Here is a 14717-nt window from a genome sequence, read left to right as displayed (position 1 = left end):
GAACGCCCCTTACAGCTTCATCAGGCTGGCGTCGTCGACCGAGGCCGAGTGGCGGGTACGGAACAGCGACACGATGATCGCGAGGCCCACCACGACCTCCGCGGCGGCGACGACCATCGTGAAGAACGCGATGATCTGGCCGTCGAGGTTGCCGTGCATCCGGGAGAAGGTGACGAAGGCGAGGTTGCAGGCGTTGAGCATGAGCTCGACGCACATGAACAGCACGATCGCGTTCTTCCGGATCAGTACTCCCGCCGCCCCGATGGTGAACAGCAGCGCGGACAGGTACAGGTAGTTGACCGGGTTCACTTCGAGGCCTCCTCACGGGCGTCGCGGCCGAGGTCGCTCGCGTCGCGGCCGAGCCGCTCGGACGACCGCTGCTCCAGGGCCTTCAGGTCGTCCATGGCCTTGCCGGAGACGTCCCTGATCTGGCCGCGGGCGCGCAGCGTCTGGTTGACGGTGAGCTCGGAGGGGGTGCCGTCCGGCAGCAGGCCCGCGACGTCCACGGCGTTGTGCCGGGCGTAGACGCCGGGTGCGGGCAGCGGCGGGAGCTGTACGCCCTCGCGCACGCGGCGCTCGGCGAGTTCGCGCTGGGTGGCGGCCCGCTCGGTGCGCTCGCGGTGGGTGAGCACCATCGCGCCGACGGCCGCCGTGATCAGCAGGGCGCCGGTGATCTCGAAGGCGAACACGTACTTGGTGAAGATCAGCGTGGCCAGGCCCTCGACGTGCCCGCCGGAGTTGATCCGGCCGAGTCCGTTGAAGTGGGTGAGCCTGGCGTTGCCGATGCCCGCGATGAGCAGGATGCCGAAGCCGAGTCCGCACAGGGCGGCCAGCCAGCGCTGCCCCTTGATGGTCTCGGTCAGCGAGTCCGCGGCGGTGACGCCGACGAGCATGACGACGAAGAGGAAGAGCATCATGATCGCGCCGGTGTAGACGACGACCTGGACGATGCCGAGGAAGTAGGCCCCGTTGGCGAGGTAGAAGACCGCCAGGATGATCATCGTCCCGGCCAGGCTCAAGGCGCTGTGCACGGCCTTCTTCATCAGGATCGTGGCCAGCGCGCCGATGACGGCGACCGTGCCGAGGACCCAGAACTGGGCCGCTTCACCGGTGGAGGTGAGGGTGGCGGCCGCGGCGATGGCGCTCATGCCCCGACCCCCTCGGAAGCGTCCTCCGGTGCGACCTCGCCCTTGGAGACGGCCACCTGGCGGACCGTGCCGGGAGCCGCCCCGGTCACCAGCCCGCGGTAGTAGTCCGTGTCGTCGGTGCCCGGGAAGATCGAGTGCGGGGCCTCGACCATGCCCTCGGTGAGCCCGGAGAGCAGCTGCTCCTTGGTGTAGATGAGCGCTTCGCGGCTGGAGTCGGCCAGTTCGAACTCGTTCGTCATGGTCAGCGCCCTGGTCGGGCACGCCTCGACGCACAGCCCGCACAGGATGCAGCGGGCGTAGTTGATCTGGTAGACCCGGCCGTACCGCTCACCCGGGGAGTAGCGCTCCTCCTCGGTGTTGTCCGCGCCCTCGACGTAGATCGCGTCGGCGGGACAGGCCCAGGCGCACAGCTCGCACCCGATGCACTTCTCCAGACCGTCCGGGTGGCGGTTGAGCTGGTGCCGCCCGTGGAAGCGGGGTGCGGTGGTCTTTTCCTGCTCCGGGTACTGCTCGGTGAGGCGCTTCTTGAACATGGCCTTGAAGGTCACGCCGAAGCCGGCCACCGGGTTCTGCCACTTCTCGCCCTGCTCGGACTCAGACTTGTCAGACATTCTCAGCACCCTCCTCTCGGTCACTGTCAGTATTCGCCGCGCCACTGACAATGAGCTCCCGCTCACTGCGGGGCCGCCTGCGCGGTACGGGTGCCAGGTGCTGGCCGGGCTTGGGCGGTACGGGGAATCCGCCCGCCAGGGGGTCGAAGGGTTCGGCGGCGGCCGCCAGTTCGGCGTCCGCGAGGGCCGTCTTCTCCTTCTTGTCGCGGAACAGGTCCGCGACGAAGGACAGCAGCAGGAGCGCGATGACCCCGCCGCCGACGTAGAGCACGATCTCCTGGAAGTCGTAGTTCTCGTTGCGCAGCGCCCGGACGGTGGCGACCAGCATCAGCCACACCACGGAGACCGGGATCAGCACCTTCCAGCCGAGCTTCATCAGCTGGTCGTAGCGCACGCGCGGGAGCGTGCCGCGCAGCCAGATGAAGAAGAACAGCAGCAGCTGGACCTTGAGGACGAACCAGAGCATCGGCCACCAGCCGTGGTTCGCGCCCTCCCAGTACGTGGAGATCGGCGCCGGGGCCCGCCAGCCGCCCAGGAACAGGGTGACCGAGACCGCGGAGACGGTGACCATGTTGACGTACTCGGCCAGCATGAACAGCGCGAACTTGATCGAGGAGTACTCGGTGTTGAAGCCGCCGACCAGGTCGCCCTCGGACTCCGGCATGTCGAAGGGGGCGCGGTTCGTCTCGCCGACCATCGTGATGACGTAGATGATGAAGGAGACCGGCAGCAGGATGATGTACCAGCGGTCCGCCTGGGCTTCGACGATCGCCGAGGTCGACATCGACCCGGAGTAGAGGAAGACCGAGGCGAAGGCCGCGCCCATCGCGATCTCGTAGGAGATCATCTGCGCGCAGGAGCGCAGGCCGCCGAGGAGCGGGTACGTGGAGCCGGAGGACCAGCCGGCGAGCACGATGCCGTAGATGCCGACCGAGGCCACCGCGAGGATGTAGAGCATCGCGATGGGCAGGTCGGTCAGCTGCATCGTGGTGCGCTGGCCGAAGATGGAGACCTCGTTGCCCGAGGGGCCGAAGGGGATCACCGCGATGGCCATGAAGGCCGGGATCGCCGCGATGATCGGGGCGAGGACGTAGACGACCTTGTCCGCCCGCTTGACGATGATGTCTTCCTTCAGCATGAGCTTCACGCCGTCGGCGAGCGACTGGAGCATGCCCCAGGGGCCGTGCCGGTTGGGGCCGATGCGCAGCTGCATCCAGGCGACGACCTTGCGCTCCCACACGATGGAGAAGAGCACGGTCACCATCAGGAAGGCGAAGCAGAACACCGCCTTGATGACGACGAGCCACCAGACGTCCCTGCCGAACAGGGAGAGGTCTTCGGCGGCGATCTGAACGGTGTTCACGCGCCCACCTCCGCAGGGGAGTCGCTGGTGTCGGCGGGGGTGGCCGGGCCGATGCGGACCAGCTCCCCCGGGCGGGTTCCGGTGTCGGCGAGGACCCCGGATCCGGTGGAGTTCATCGGGAGCCAGACCACCCGGTCGGGCATCTCGGTGACGCGCAGCGGCAGTTCCACGGAGCCGGCGGGGCCGGTCACCTTCAGGACGTCGCCGTTCTTGACCCCGGTCTCGGCGGCCGTGGCGGCCGACAGACGGGCGCTCGCCTCGTGGCGGGTGCCGGCCAGGGCCTCGTCGCCGTCCTGCAGGAGCCCCTGGTCGAGGAGGAGCCGGTGGCCCGCGAGGACCGCCTCTCCCGCACCCGGCCGGGGCAGCAGCGCCCGGTCCCCGGACTGCCCGGCGGCGCGTTCCCCGGCCCACGGGCCGAGCGCGTCGAGCTCCCGGCGTACGGCGTGCACGTCGGGCAGCGCGATCGGCCGGTCGGCCGCGTCGGCCAGCATGTGCAGCACGCGGGAGTCGGCGGGGGCGAGCCGGCGGGTCATCTGCTCGGGCTTGAGCGCGGCCTCGAACGGCCGGACCCTGCCCTCCCAGTTGATGAACGCACCCGGCTTCTCGGCGACGGCCGCGACGGGGAAGACCACGTCCGCGAGGTCGGTGACCTCTCCGGGCCGCAGTTCCAGGGAGACCACGAAGGCCTCCTGGAGCGCGGCCTTGGCACGGGCCGGGTCCGGCAGGTCGGCGAGTTCCACGCCCGCGACGAGCAGGGCGGACAGCTCCCGGGTGGCGGCGGCCTCGACGATCTGGCCGGTGTCGCGCCCGTAGCGGTGCGGCAGCTCGTCCAGGCCCCAGGCGGCGGCGACCTCGTCGCGGGCCCGCGGGTCGGTGGCCGGGCGGGCGCCCGGCAGCAGGGACGGCAGTGCGCCCGCCTCGACGGCGGCCCGCTCTCCGGCCCGGCGCGGGATCCACACCAGGGTGGCGCCGCTGGCGGCGGAGGCCCGTACGGCCGCGGTCAGCGCGCCGGGCACGCCCGCGAGGCGCTCCCCGACCACGATGACGGCGCCGGGCAGGCGCAGCGCTTCGGCGGCGGCCTGGCCGCCGTCCTCCAGGCCGGCCTGGGAGGCGAGGGCGTTCAGCCACTCGGGCTCGGTGCCGGGGGCTGCGGCGAGCAGGGTGCCGCCGGCCTTCTCCAGGCCGCGCGTGGCGAACGGGGCGAGGGCGAAGGTCCGCTGCTTGTGCTTGCGGTGGGCCTTGCGCAGCCGCAGGAAGACCCCGGGGGCCTCCTCCTCGGCCTCGATGCCGACGAGGAGCACGGCCGGGGCCGCCTCCAGGGAGGCGTTGGTGACTCCGCTGCCGTCGAGGTCCTTGCCGGTGCCGGCGACGGTGGCGGCCAGGAAGTCGGCCTCCTCGGCGCTGTGCACCCGGGCCCGGAAGTCGATGTCGTTGGTGTCGAGCACGACGCGGGCGAACTTGGCGTAGGCGTAGGCGTCCTCGACGGTGAGGCGGCCGCCGGTCAGGACGCCGGCCCGGCCGCGCGCGGCGGCCAGTCCGGTCGCCGCGGCCTCCAGGGCCTCGGGCCAGCTGGCCGGGGCCAGGACCCCGTCGCTGCCGCGGACCAGCGGGGTGGTGAGCCGGTCGGGGCGCTGCGCGTAGCGGAACCCGAAGCGGCCCTTGTCGCAGATCCACTCCTCGTTGACCTCGGGGTCCTCCGCGGCCATCCGGCGCAGCACCTTGCCGCGGCGGTGGTCGGTGCGCGTCGCGCAGCCGCCCGCGCAGTGTTCGCACACGCTCGGGGAGGAGACCAGGTCGAAGGGGCGGGAGCGGAACCGGTAGGCGGCCGAGGTGAGGGCGCCGACGGGGCAGATCTGGATGGTGTTGCCGGAGAAGTACGACTCGAAGGGGTCGTCCTCGCCGGTGCCGACCTGCTGGAGCGCGCCGCGTTCCAGGAGTTCGATCATCGGGTCGCCGGCGATCTCGTTGGAGAAACGGGTGCAGCGCGCGCAGAGCACGCACCGCTCGCGGTCCAGCAGCACCTGCGTGGAGATCGGGACCGGCTTCTCGTAGGTCCGCTTCTTGCCCTCGAACCGCGATTCGGCGTTGCCGTGGGACATCGCCTGGTTCTGCAGGGGGCATTCGCCGCCCTTGTCGCAGACCGGGCAGTCCAGCGGGTGGTTGATGAGCAGCAGCTCCATCACCCCGCGCTGGGCCTTGTCGGCGACCGGCGAGGTCAGCTGGGTCTTGACGACCATGCCGTCGGTGCAGGTGATGGTGCAGGAGGCCATCGGCTTGCGCTGGCCCTCGACCTCGACGATGCACTGGCGGCAGGCGCCGGCCGGGGAGAGGAGGGGGTGGTCGCAGAACCGGGGGATCTCGATGCCGAGCTGTTCGGCGGCCCGGATGACCAGGGTCCCCTTGGGCACCGACAGTTCGATGCCGTCGATGGTCAGGGAGATGTGGTCCGGCGGGACCACGGCCTCTCCGCCGCCGGAGGCTGCCGTAGTGGTCACGGTCATGCGGTCACCTCCGTGTCGGCCCAGAGGGTCGACTTCTTGGGGTCGAAGGGGCAGCCCTTGCCCGTGATGTGCTGCTCGTACTCCGCGCGGAAGTACTTGAGCGAGGAGAAGATGGGGCTGGCGGCGCCGTCGCCGAGCGCGCAGAACGACTTGCCGTTGATGTTGTCGGCGATGTCGTTCAGCTTCTCCAGGTCCGACATGACGCCCTTGCCGGCCTCGATGTCGCGGAGCAACTGGACGAGCCAGTACGTGCCTTCGCGGCAGGGGGTGCACTTGCCGCAGGACTCGTGGGCGTAGAACTCGGTCCAGCGGGTCACCGCCCGCACCACGCAGGTCGTCTCGTCGAAGCACTGCAGGGCCTTGGTGCCGAGCATGGAGCCGGCGGCTCCCACGCCCTCGTAGTCCAGCGGGACGTCGAGGTGCTCGTCGGTGAACATCGGGGTGGAGGAGCCGCCCGGGGTCCAGAACTTCAGCCGGTGCCCGGGGCGCATGCCGCCGCTCATGTCGAGGAGCTGGCGCAGGGTGATCCCGAGCGGGGCCTCGTACTGGCCGGGGCCGACGACGTGGCCGGAGAGCGAGTACAGGGTGAAGCCGGGGGACTTCTCGGTCCCCATCGACTTGAACCAGTCCTTGCCCTTGTTCAGGATCGCGGGAACCGAGGCGATGGACTCCACGTTGTTCACGACGGTGGGGCAGGCGTAGAGCCCCTCGACCGCCGGGAAGGGGGGACGCAGCCGGGGCTGGCCGCGCCGTCCTTCGAGGGAGTCGAGGAGGGCCGTCTCCTCGCCGCAGATGTACGCGCCCGCTCCCGCGTGCACGGTGATGTCGAGCTTGAGCCCGCTCCCGAGGATGTTCTCCCCGAGGTAGCCGGCCTCGTACGCCTCGCGCACGGCCTCGTGCAGGCGCCGCAGCACCGGCACGGTCTCGCCGCGCAGGTAGATGAAGGCGTGCTCCGAGCGGATCGCGTAGCAGGCGATGATCATTCCCTCGATGAGGGAGTGCGGGTTGGCGAAGAGGAGGGGGATGTCCTTGCAGGTCCCCGGCTCCGACTCGTCCGCGTTCACGACGAGGTAGTGCGGCTTGCCGTCGCCCTGCGGGATGAACTGCCACTTCATCCCGGTGGGGAAGCCGGCGCCGCCGCGTCCGCGCAGCCCCGAGTCCTTCACGTAGGCGATCAGGTCGTCGGGGGTCATGGCGAGTGCCTTGCGCAGGCCCTCGTACCCCTCGTGGCGCCGGTAGGTCTCCAGCGTCCACGACTGCGGCTCGTCCCAGAACGCCGACAGCACGGGGGCGAGGAGCTTCTCCGGGCTCGTGCCGTTCTTGCTCAGTTCGGTGGACACGCTCATCACTCCCCTCCCTCGATGGTGGCCTCGCCGCGCGGGTGCACGATCGGGGTGTGCGGGACTTCGCCGCGCGCGATGCGCAGGCCGATCAGCGACGCGGGACCCGCGCCGCCGCTGGCCTCGACGGCGCCTTCGCGCTCGTCGGGGAAGCCCGCCAGGATCCGCGCGGTCTCCTTGTACGTGCACAGCGGGGCGCCGCGGGTCGGCTCGACGGGGCGGCCCGCCAGCAGGTCGTCGACCATGGCCTTGGCGGACTCGGGGGTCTGGTTGTCGAAGAACTCCCAGTTGACCATCACCACGGGGGCGTAGTCGCAGGCCGCGTTGCACTCGATGTGTTCGAGGGTGACCTTGCCGTCGGGGGTGGTCTCGTTGTTGCCGACCCCGAGGTGGTCCTTGAGCTCCTCGAAGATGGCGTCGCCGCCCATGACCGCGCACAGGGTGTTCGTGCACACGCCGACCTGGTAGTCCCCGGAGGGCTTGCGCCGGTACATCGTGTAGAAGGTGGCCACGGCCGTGACCTCGGCGGTGGTCAGGCCCAGGACGTCGGCGCAGAACCGGATGCCGGTGCGCGAGACGTACCCCTCCTCGGACTGGATGAGGTGGAGCAGCGGCAGCAGCGCGGAGCGGCTGTCGGGGTAGCGGGCGATGACCTCGGCGGCGTCGGCCGCGAGCCGCTCGCGCACCTCGGCCGGGTAGTCGGGTGCCGGCAGCTGGGGCATGCCCAGGCTGATGTCGGTCATCGGTCGACGCCTCCCATCACGGGGTCGATGGAGGCGACGGCCACGATGACGTCGGCGACCTGGCCGCCTTCGCACATCGCCGCCATGGCCTGCAGGTTGGTGAAGGACGGGTCGCGGAAGTGGACCCGGTAGGGGCGGGTGCCGCCGTCGGAGACGACGTGGACGCCGAGTTCGCCCTTGGGCGACTCGACGGCCGCGTAGGCCTGGCCGGCCGGTACCCGGAAGCCCTCGGTCACCAGCTTGAAGTGGTGGATGAGGGACTCCATGGAGGTGCCCATGATCTGCTTGATGTGGTCGAGCGAGTTGCCGAGGCCGTCGGGGCCCATGGCGAGCTGCGCCGGCCAGGCGATCTTCTTGTCGGCGACCATGACCGGGCCCGGCTCCAGCCGGTCCAGGCACTGCTCGACGATCCGCAGGGACTGGCGCATCTCCTCCAGGCGGATCAGGAACCGCCCGTAGGAGTCGCAGGACTCGGTGGTCGGCACGTCGAACTCGTAGTTCTCGTAGCCGCAGTACGGGTCCGTCTTGCGCAGGTCGTGCGGGAGGCCGGCGGAGCGCAGGACCGGGCCGGTGGCGCCGAGCGCCATGCAGCCGGTGAGGTCGAGGTAGCCGACGTCCTGCATGCGGGCCTTGAAGATGGGGTTGCCGGTGGCGAGCTTGTCGTACTCCGGCAGGTTCTTCTTCATGGTCTTCACGAAGTCGCGGAGCTGGTCCACGGCGCCCGGGGGCAGGTCCTGCGCGAGGCCGCCGGGGCGGACGAACGCGTGGTTCATGCGCAGTCCGGTGATCAGCTCGAACACGTCGAGGATCAGCTCGCGGTCGCGGAACCCGTAGATCATGATCGTGGTCGCGCCCAGCTCCATGCCGCCGGTGGCGATGCACACCAGGTGGGAGGAGAGCCGGTTGAGCTCCATCAGCAGGACGCGGATGGCGGAGGCGCGGTCCGGGATCTGGTCGGTGATGCCGAGCAGCTTCTCGACGCCCAGGCAGTACGCCGTCTCGTTGAAGAACGGCGTCAGGTAGTCCATGCGCGTGACGAAGGTGGTGCCCTGCGTCCAGTTCCGGAATTCGAGGTTCTTCTCGATGCCGGTGTGGAGGTAGCCGATGCCGCAGCGGGCCTCGGTGACCGTCTCTCCGTCGATCTCCAGGATCAGGCGGAGCACTCCGTGGGTGGAGGGGTGCTGGGGGCCCATGTTGACGACGATCCGCTCGTCGTCCGCGCGGGCCGCCGACTGGACGATCTCGTCCCAGTCGCCGCCGGTGACGGTGTAGACGGTGCCCTCGGTGGTCTCGCGGGCGGAGGAGTGGTGGGAAGTGCTCATCAGCTGTACGACCTCCGCTGGTCGGGAGCCGGGATCTGGGCGCCCTTGTACTCGACGGCGATGCCGCCGAGCGGGTAGTCCTTGCGCTGCGGGAAGCCCTGCCAGTCGTCCGGCATCATGATCCGGGTGAGGGCCGGGTGCCCGTCGAAGACCAGGCCGAAGAAGTCGTACGTCTCGCGCTCGTGCCAGTCGTTCGTCGGGTAGACGGAGACGATCGAGGGGACGTGCGGGTCGGCGTCCGGGGCGGTGACCTCCAGCCGCACGATCCGGCCGTGGGTGAGCGAGCGCAGGTGGTAGACGGCGTGCAGCTCGCGGCCCTTGTCGTCCGGGAAGTGCACCCCGCTGACGCCGGTGCAGAGCTCGAAGCGCAGGGCCGGGTCGTCGCGCAGGGTCCTGGCGACGAGGAGGAGGTGCTCGCGCGCGATGTGGAGGGTCAGCTCCGCCCGGTCGACGACGACCTTCTCGATCGCGTTGTCCGGGACGAGGTCCTGCTCCTCCAGCGCCCCTTCGAGCTCGTCGACGACCTCGTCGAAGTACGAGCCGTACGGGCGGGCGCTCGCACCGGGCAGGGCCACGGTGCGCACGAGGCCGCCGTAGCCGCTGGTGTCGCCGCCGCTGCTGGCGCCGAACATGCCCTTGCGGACGCCGATCACCTCGGGGCCGGCCGCTCCGCGGGGTGCGGGCACATTGTCGCCGTTGCCTGCTTGGGGGCCGCTGTGCACGGCCGGGTCCTCGCTCACCGCAGGAGCCCCTTCATCTCAATGGTGGGGAGCGCCTTGAGGGCCGCCTCCTCCGCCTCGCGGGCCGCCTCTTCCCGGTTCACGCCGAGCTTGCCGCCCTGGATCTTCTGGTGGAGCTTGAGGATCGCGTCGAGCAGCATCTCGGGGCGGGGCGGGCAGCCGGGCAGGTAGATGTCCACGGGGACGATGTGGTCGACGCCCTGGACGATCGCGTAGTTGTTGAACATTCCGCCCGAAGACGCACACACACCCATGGAGATGACCCACTTGGGAGCGGGCATCTGGTCGTACACCTGCCGCAGCACCGGCGCCATCTTCTGGCTGACCCGGCCGGCCACGATCATCAGGTCGGCCTGGCGCGGGGATCCGCGGAAGACCTCCATGCCGAAGCGGGCCAGGTCGTACCGGCCCGCTCCGGTGGTCATCATCTCGATGGCGCAGCAGGCCAGGCCGAAGGTGGCCGGGAAGACGGACGCCTTGCGCACCCATCCCGCGGCCTGTTCGACGGTGGTCAGCAGAAAGCCGCTCGGCAGCTTCTCTTCCAGTCCCATGGAAATTCAGCCCCTCAGTCCCATTCCAGGCCGCCGCGGCGCCATACGTAGGCGTAGGCGACGAAGACGGTGAGCACGAAGAGGAGCATCTCGACGAGCCCGAAGATCCCCAGCGAGTCGAAGGTGACCGCCCAGGGGTAGAGGAAGACAACCTCGATGTCGAAGACGATGAAGAGCATCGCCGTCAGGTAGTACTTGATGGGGAAGCGGCCGCCACCGGCCGGCATGGGAGTGGGCTCGATGCCGCACTCGTACGCTTCAAGTTTTGCCCGGTTGTACCGTTTTGGACCGATCAGCGTGGCCATGACCACGGAGAAGATCGCAAACCCTGCGCCGAGGGCGCCGAGCACGAGGATGGGCGCGTACGCATTCACGCTCCTCGCTCCTTCCAGTCGTCCTTGACCGTTGGACCGCTGCCGGCGCCGCGCGTCCCGCCTCGCATGTGAGGCAGTTCACAAGCCGGACTGGTGCGCATCTTATGCCCGCCCATCTGTGATCTGCGACACGGGTTACAACAACGAGTTTGTGATCTCCACCACCTGACGAACGATCATGAAGCCCAATGAGTGGTGATCTTCATACGTGAAGCATCCACATGATCACCAAAGGTGACATCCGCACCTGTCGTTGCAGGTGGAAGGCGTGCTGCACTATCAAACCGTGGCCACTGCACGCAAATTGGCACGGCGGTGCGCGTGATGATAAAGGGATCGGCATCCCCCGGTCGGGGGACCTCGCGCGTACGGGAGTGGACGCGTGCACGCGTTCACGAAGTCGGGGCGGGGGAGGTCCGGGGGGAGCGGTCCGCGGGCGGTCCGGACCCGACCCCGATCCGGCTCCGACCCGATGCCGACCCCACCCCGACTCCACCCCGACCCGGCCCCGACCCCGCGGCGGGTTCACGGTTCGGTCACAGGAGGGCCACAGCGTCCGCATCGCGTGACGCTTCTGTGACCTGCGCCACTCGGAATTCGCGGCGCCGAAAGGGGGCTTGGCCATCTGTGCGGGTGGATGGTAGGCCCGGGATCAATTCGGACTTATTGCGGAAACCCCATGATCACAGCCTTGTGAGTGGGTGTCCGATTCGCCCGTTACGGCGTCAATAAGAGGTCCGACGCGCCCGGTTAGCCCGCTTCGCGCACAACTGTGGCGCAGACCACGTTTCTTGAACGGAACCTCAAGGCCCTGATAGCGGTTGACCCATGTCCCTCACCGCTCACATACCCAGCCACCGGAAGCCCCGCCGCAGCGCCTCGAAGCTCGCGGTCCGCGCCGGAGTTGCCGGTGGCGTCCTCAGCACCCTGGCCATGGCCGGCACGGCGAGCGCCACCCCCTCCGCCGAGCCCGTCCACGAGACCACCCTCGAAATGCCGGTCCTCAACCTGGACCTGAGCGCCGAGGTGTCCTCGTCCGTGGTCACGGCTGCGGAGAACACCCGCGCCGCCGCCGTCGACGGCGAGCTCAACGCCCTGGAGGAGACGGCCCGCACGGGCGCCGCCGCCGAGGCCAAGCAGCTGAAGGCCGACGCCCAGCAGAAGGCCGACGCCGAGGCCAAGGCGAAGGCGGAGGCGGACCGCAAGGCCGAGGCCGAGCGCGCCAACCGCAGCGCGGCCCGCACGCCGATCCAGAACAACTCCGGTTCCTCCTCGAACGGCTCCTCCGCGGGGTCCTCGCAGGGCAAGGGCACCGTCACGGCCCCCGTGACCGGCTCCGCCGCCGCCATCGTCAACTTCGCCCGCGCGCAGGTCGGCAAGGCGTACGTCATGGGCGGCACCGGCCCGTCCTCGTTCGACTGCTCGGGCCTCGTCCAGGCCGCGTACCGCCAGGCCGGCATCAGCCTGCCGCGCATGTCGCAGGCGCAGTCCTCGGCCGGCACCTCGGTCTCCCTGAACGCCCTCCAGCCGGGCGACATCGTGTACTGGGGCTCCAAGGGCAGCGCGTACCACGTCGCCATCTACGTCGGCGGCGGCAAGTTCGTCGGCGCGCAGAACCCCAGCACCGGCATCGTCGAGCGCTCCATGAGCTACGACAAGCCGACGGGCGCCGTCCGCGTCCTCTGACACCTCCCCGCAGTCCCGGGCCGCTCCCGGTGACGCACGAAAGGCCGGTACTCCCCCGCTCGGGGGCGGAGTACCGGCCTTTCGGCCGTCCTGGGGCTTCCGGAGGCACCCGGGGGCTCCCAGGCCCCCTGAGGGGCGTGAGGGGCTTCTGTGGCGTTCCGTCAGTCGAGGAACGTCGCCGAGGTGATCTTGTTCTTGAAGTTGAGGCTGGCGTTGCCCGCGTAGCCCGGGGGGAGCGACCCGACCAGACCGGCGAGGTTCGGATCGGTGGCCACCTTCCACGTGTACGTGTCCCGGTTCCGGTAGGACGCCGTGTCGTCGTTCGTCACCCGGTTCCGGCCGGCGCAGTCCTCCGGCCCGACGAAGAGGTTGTTGTAGAAGTTCCAGTCCGAGGACATCAGGTCGAAGACACAGCCCCCTTGGTTGGAGTTGTAGTAAAGGCCGAACTCGCTGGTTTCCAGATAGCCGTTCCGCTCCGTGTTGGCAACGGCCGGCCCGGCCGCCACCAGGAGAGCGGCGCCGACGGATACCGCGGCGACACAACCGGCGGCGATTTTGTTAAGAGCCTTGCTCATGGGGTGTTTTCTCCGTCTTCAGGGAATTGAGTTCCGGCCGGGATTAAACCTTCCGGGGCACCGCAGGGCAAGGGCCTTCTCAGCTGTTCGGGACCCAACCATGCTGGCCCGTAACGAACTTGTCGGCATTCCGGGCGCCCGCTTACGCTCTCCCGCGGCCTTCGCCCCCCTCCCCCCGCACCGACGCGACCTTCCACTCCGCCGACCGCAAGGGAAACACCTCGTGCGTGTACGCGAAATATCCTCGTCACTCCTTTTGTGCCTCGTACTGACCGGTTGCGGAGGCGGGGAAGTCACGGGGAAGAACTCCGGAGCGGGAAAGCCCGGAGCCACCGCCGCCCCCTCGCTCGCGGCGGCGGACGTTCCCTTCTACACGTGCATGCAGAAGCACGGAATGACCCTCTCCTACGGGGAGAACGGGGCTCCGCACATAGTGGAGAAGGACAGTCCGCAGTACCCCGAGGCCCAGAAGGCCTGCTTGCCGCTGCTCCCTTCGCCCTCCCCCGTGCAGGCGAGCCCGCAGGAACTCGCCGCCGCGCGCAAGTCCTCCGCGTGCATGAGGGAACGGGGCATCTCCTGGTATCCGGACCCGAATCCGGTCACCGGGGAGGTGCAGCAGCAGGACGGCGGCACCACCGAGCAGTGGCAGTCGCTCAAGAGGGACCACCTCGACGCGTACCGGACCTGCCTGCCCCGGCCCTCCTGAGCGGCCCGCGCAGGGCTCACAGGAGCCCGGCCGCCAGCTTGTAGCGGGCCTCGCGCTGCTTCTTGTACAGCGCGAGGGTCTCGGCCTGCTCCTCCACCAGCCTCTTCTGGTAGGCGGCTTCCACCGCGGCCCAGATGCCCACGAGGTTCACCTCGCGCTTGCAGGCGACGTCGGCCTTGGCCGCGGTGACGGCTCGGGGGCCGCCCGGATCGGCCTCCAGGCCGAGCTTCTGGACCACCTCGTAGGGATCCTTCAGCCCGGTGTACCCCGACTTCTCCATGCACGCCGACCAGTTCTTCAGCACCTCGGCCACCCGCGAATCGCCCTTGGAGCGTTCGTGCGCCTCCGATGCCAGCCCGAACGGGAACAGCAGGTCCACGCTGTCCTTCGTCGGCGCGTACAGCTTGCGGTAGGCCTCGCGCACGCATCCGCCGGGCGGCACCTTCTGCCCGCCGACGTCGAGGCCGCTGTCCACCTGCGCGGCCTCCTCCTCGGTCGCCGCGTCCGGGGGCTGGGCGGCGCCCTGCTGCCCGCCCGGCCGTTCACCGTGCATGACCAGGGCGGCGCTCTCGCTCAGCGGGGCGGCCGGGGGCCTGACCGGCGGCCCCTTGCCCGCGTTGACGTCGTAGCCGTGGGCGGCCGCGAACTCCGGATCGGCCGCTCCGAAGAGCACCCGGTGGCGCCCCTCGGGCCCCTGGGCTCCGGCCGAACCGGTCGGCCTGACCTCCTCGTACGGGAACCCGTACCGGGCCATGCACCGGGACAGCAGCCGCTGCTGCACCTGCCCCATGCGGACCGTCTCGGCGTCGGTGTCCGTGTACGCGTCCAGCGGCAGCGTGAGCGAGGCGGTGGCCGGGGCGACGGCGACCTCGCCGAGTTCAGGCTCCCCGTGCGCGGCGCCACCGCCCTCCGGATCCGAGCAGCCGGCCAGGACGAGCGCCAGCAGGACGGCGGCCGGGAGGGCTGGGCCCCGTGCGGGGCGGCGGAGCGGACGGGGGCGTATGCCGGAAGACCTGTTCACTCTCGGAAATTGAACAGCCCGGCCGCTGTCGGGGAC

Annotated in this window: 15 protein-coding genes; 2 read left to right on the top strand and 13 right to left on the bottom strand. The window is 69.9% G+C overall.

Annotation, left to right across the window (positions count from 1 at the left end; translation table 11 throughout):
• Positions 1–9 precede the first annotated feature (9 nt).
• From nuoK to ACZ60J_RS19610, 11 genes are read right to left on the bottom strand one after another with little or no spacing between them, the layout of a single operon-like run.
• Positions 10–309, bottom strand: a complete 300-nt coding sequence (gene nuoK, locus ACZ60J_RS19660; RefSeq protein WP_112449176.1) for an NADH-quinone oxidoreductase subunit NuoK — start codon at positions 307–309, stop codon at positions 10–12.
• The gene (locus ACZ60J_RS19655; RefSeq protein ID WP_469683443.1) at positions 306–1148 is read right to left on the bottom strand and encodes an NADH-quinone oxidoreductase subunit J; all 843 of its coding nucleotides are present in this window, start codon (positions 1146–1148) and stop codon (positions 306–308) included. Before ACZ60J_RS19655 ends, nuoK begins: the two co-directional genes overlap by 4 nt.
• The gene (nuoI, locus tag ACZ60J_RS19650) at positions 1145–1759 is read right to left on the bottom strand and encodes an NADH-quinone oxidoreductase subunit NuoI (protein ID WP_469683442.1); all 615 of its coding nucleotides are present in this window, start codon (positions 1757–1759) and stop codon (positions 1145–1147) included. The genes ACZ60J_RS19655 and nuoI overlap by 4 nt, the downstream gene beginning before the upstream one ends.
• Complete coding sequence (gene nuoH, locus ACZ60J_RS19645; RefSeq protein WP_254387237.1) at positions 1752–3122, bottom strand: NADH-quinone oxidoreductase subunit NuoH; 1371 nt, start codon at positions 3120–3122, stop codon at positions 1752–1754. Before nuoH ends, nuoI begins: the two co-directional genes overlap by 8 nt.
• Positions 3119–5623 carry an NADH-quinone oxidoreductase subunit G gene (locus tag ACZ60J_RS19640; RefSeq protein WP_469683440.1) on the bottom strand — a complete coding sequence of 835 codons (2505 nt, stop codon included), beginning with the start codon at positions 5621–5623 and terminating at the stop codon, positions 3119–3121. The genes nuoH and ACZ60J_RS19640 overlap by 4 nt, the downstream gene beginning before the upstream one ends.
• Entirely contained in the window at positions 5620–6969 is a 1350-nt protein-coding gene (gene nuoF, locus ACZ60J_RS19635) for an NADH-quinone oxidoreductase subunit NuoF (RefSeq protein WP_469683438.1), read from the bottom strand. Before nuoF ends, ACZ60J_RS19640 begins: the two co-directional genes overlap by 4 nt.
• Positions 6969–7706, bottom strand: a complete 738-nt coding sequence (gene nuoE, locus ACZ60J_RS19630; RefSeq protein WP_469683436.1) for an NADH-quinone oxidoreductase subunit NuoE — start codon at positions 7704–7706, stop codon at positions 6969–6971. The genes nuoF and nuoE overlap by 1 nt, the downstream gene beginning before the upstream one ends.
• On the bottom strand, positions 7703–9028 hold the full coding sequence (locus ACZ60J_RS19625; protein ID WP_469683435.1) for an NADH-quinone oxidoreductase subunit D: 1326 nt from the start codon (positions 9026–9028) through the stop codon (positions 7703–7705). Before ACZ60J_RS19625 ends, nuoE begins: the two co-directional genes overlap by 4 nt.
• Positions 9028–9768, bottom strand: coding sequence for an NADH-quinone oxidoreductase subunit C (locus ACZ60J_RS19620; RefSeq protein WP_469683433.1), 741 nt, complete (start codon positions 9766–9768; stop codon positions 9028–9030). Before ACZ60J_RS19620 ends, ACZ60J_RS19625 begins: the two co-directional genes overlap by 1 nt.
• Positions 9765–10319 carry a NuoB/complex I 20 kDa subunit family protein gene (locus tag ACZ60J_RS19615; RefSeq protein WP_243339941.1) on the bottom strand — a complete coding sequence of 185 codons (555 nt, stop codon included), beginning with the start codon at positions 10317–10319 and terminating at the stop codon, positions 9765–9767. Before ACZ60J_RS19615 ends, ACZ60J_RS19620 begins: the two co-directional genes overlap by 4 nt.
• A gap of 14 nt (positions 10320–10333) precedes the next feature.
• Positions 10334–10693, bottom strand: coding sequence for an NADH-quinone oxidoreductase subunit A (locus ACZ60J_RS19610; protein ID WP_030010013.1), 360 nt, complete (start codon positions 10691–10693; stop codon positions 10334–10336).
• A gap of 828 nt (positions 10694–11521) precedes the next feature.
• Here ACZ60J_RS19610 and ACZ60J_RS19605 point away from each other — a divergent pair.
• The gene (locus tag ACZ60J_RS19605) at positions 11522–12379 is read left to right on the top strand and encodes a C40 family peptidase (protein WP_469683432.1); all 858 of its coding nucleotides are present in this window, start codon (positions 11522–11524) and stop codon (positions 12377–12379) included.
• A gap of 161 nt (positions 12380–12540) precedes the next feature.
• On the opposite strand, the gene ACZ60J_RS19600 is transcribed toward ACZ60J_RS19605, so the two are convergent.
• Positions 12541–12954, bottom strand: coding sequence for a hypothetical protein (locus tag ACZ60J_RS19600; RefSeq protein ID WP_469683431.1), 414 nt, complete (start codon positions 12952–12954; stop codon positions 12541–12543).
• A 379-nt stretch (positions 12955–13333) separates the two neighbouring features.
• Between ACZ60J_RS19600 and ACZ60J_RS19595 the strand changes: the two genes are divergently transcribed.
• Positions 13334–13660, top strand: coding sequence for a hypothetical protein (locus tag ACZ60J_RS19595; protein WP_469683430.1), 327 nt, complete (start codon positions 13334–13336; stop codon positions 13658–13660).
• A 16-nt stretch (positions 13661–13676) separates the two neighbouring features.
• Here ACZ60J_RS19595 and ACZ60J_RS19590 read toward each other — a convergent pair whose 3' ends face one another.
• Entirely contained in the window at positions 13677–14681 is a 1005-nt protein-coding gene (locus tag ACZ60J_RS19590) for a hypothetical protein (protein WP_469683429.1), read from the bottom strand.
• Between the last annotated feature and the right edge of the window lie 36 nt (positions 14682–14717).

This window comes from Streptomyces sp. NPDC104226, from assembly GCF_055584085.1.
This window is presented reverse-complemented; position numbering and strand designations above follow the sequence as displayed.

Bases quoted from the DNA above. Each gene is read 5' to 3' on its own strand.
- ACZ60J_RS19600 (WP_469683431.1), bottom strand. From the start codon at position 12,954: ATGAGCAAGGCTCTTAACAAAATCGCCGCCGGTTGTGTCGCCGCGGTA.
- ACZ60J_RS19625 (WP_469683435.1), bottom strand. From the start codon at position 9,028: ATGAGCACTTCCCACCACTCCTCCGCCCGCGAGACCACCGAGGGCACC.
- nuoI (WP_469683442.1), bottom strand. From the start codon at position 1,759: ATGTCTGACAAGTCTGAGTCCGAGCAGGGCGAGAAGTGGCAGAACCCG.
- nuoE (WP_469683436.1), bottom strand. From the start codon at position 7,706: ATGACCGACATCAGCCTGGGCATGCCCCAGCTGCCGGCACCCGACTAC.
- nuoF (WP_469683438.1), bottom strand. From the start codon at position 6,969: ATGAGCGTGTCCACCGAACTGAGCAAGAACGGCACGAGCCCGGAGAAG.
- ACZ60J_RS19615 (WP_243339941.1), bottom strand. From the start codon at position 10,319: ATGGGACTGGAAGAGAAGCTGCCGAGCGGCTTTCTGCTGACCACCGTC.
- ACZ60J_RS19595 (WP_469683430.1), top strand. From the start codon at position 13,334: ATGCAGAAGCACGGAATGACCCTCTCCTACGGGGAGAACGGGGCTCCG.
- ACZ60J_RS19655 (WP_469683443.1), bottom strand. From the start codon at position 1,148: ATGAGCGCCATCGCCGCGGCCGCCACCCTCACCTCCACCGGTGAAGCG.
- ACZ60J_RS19640 (WP_469683440.1), bottom strand. From the start codon at position 5,623: ATGACCGTGACCACTACGGCAGCCTCCGGCGGCGGAGAGGCCGTGGTC.
- ACZ60J_RS19605 (WP_469683432.1), top strand. From the start codon at position 11,522: ATGTCCCTCACCGCTCACATACCCAGCCACCGGAAGCCCCGCCGCAGC.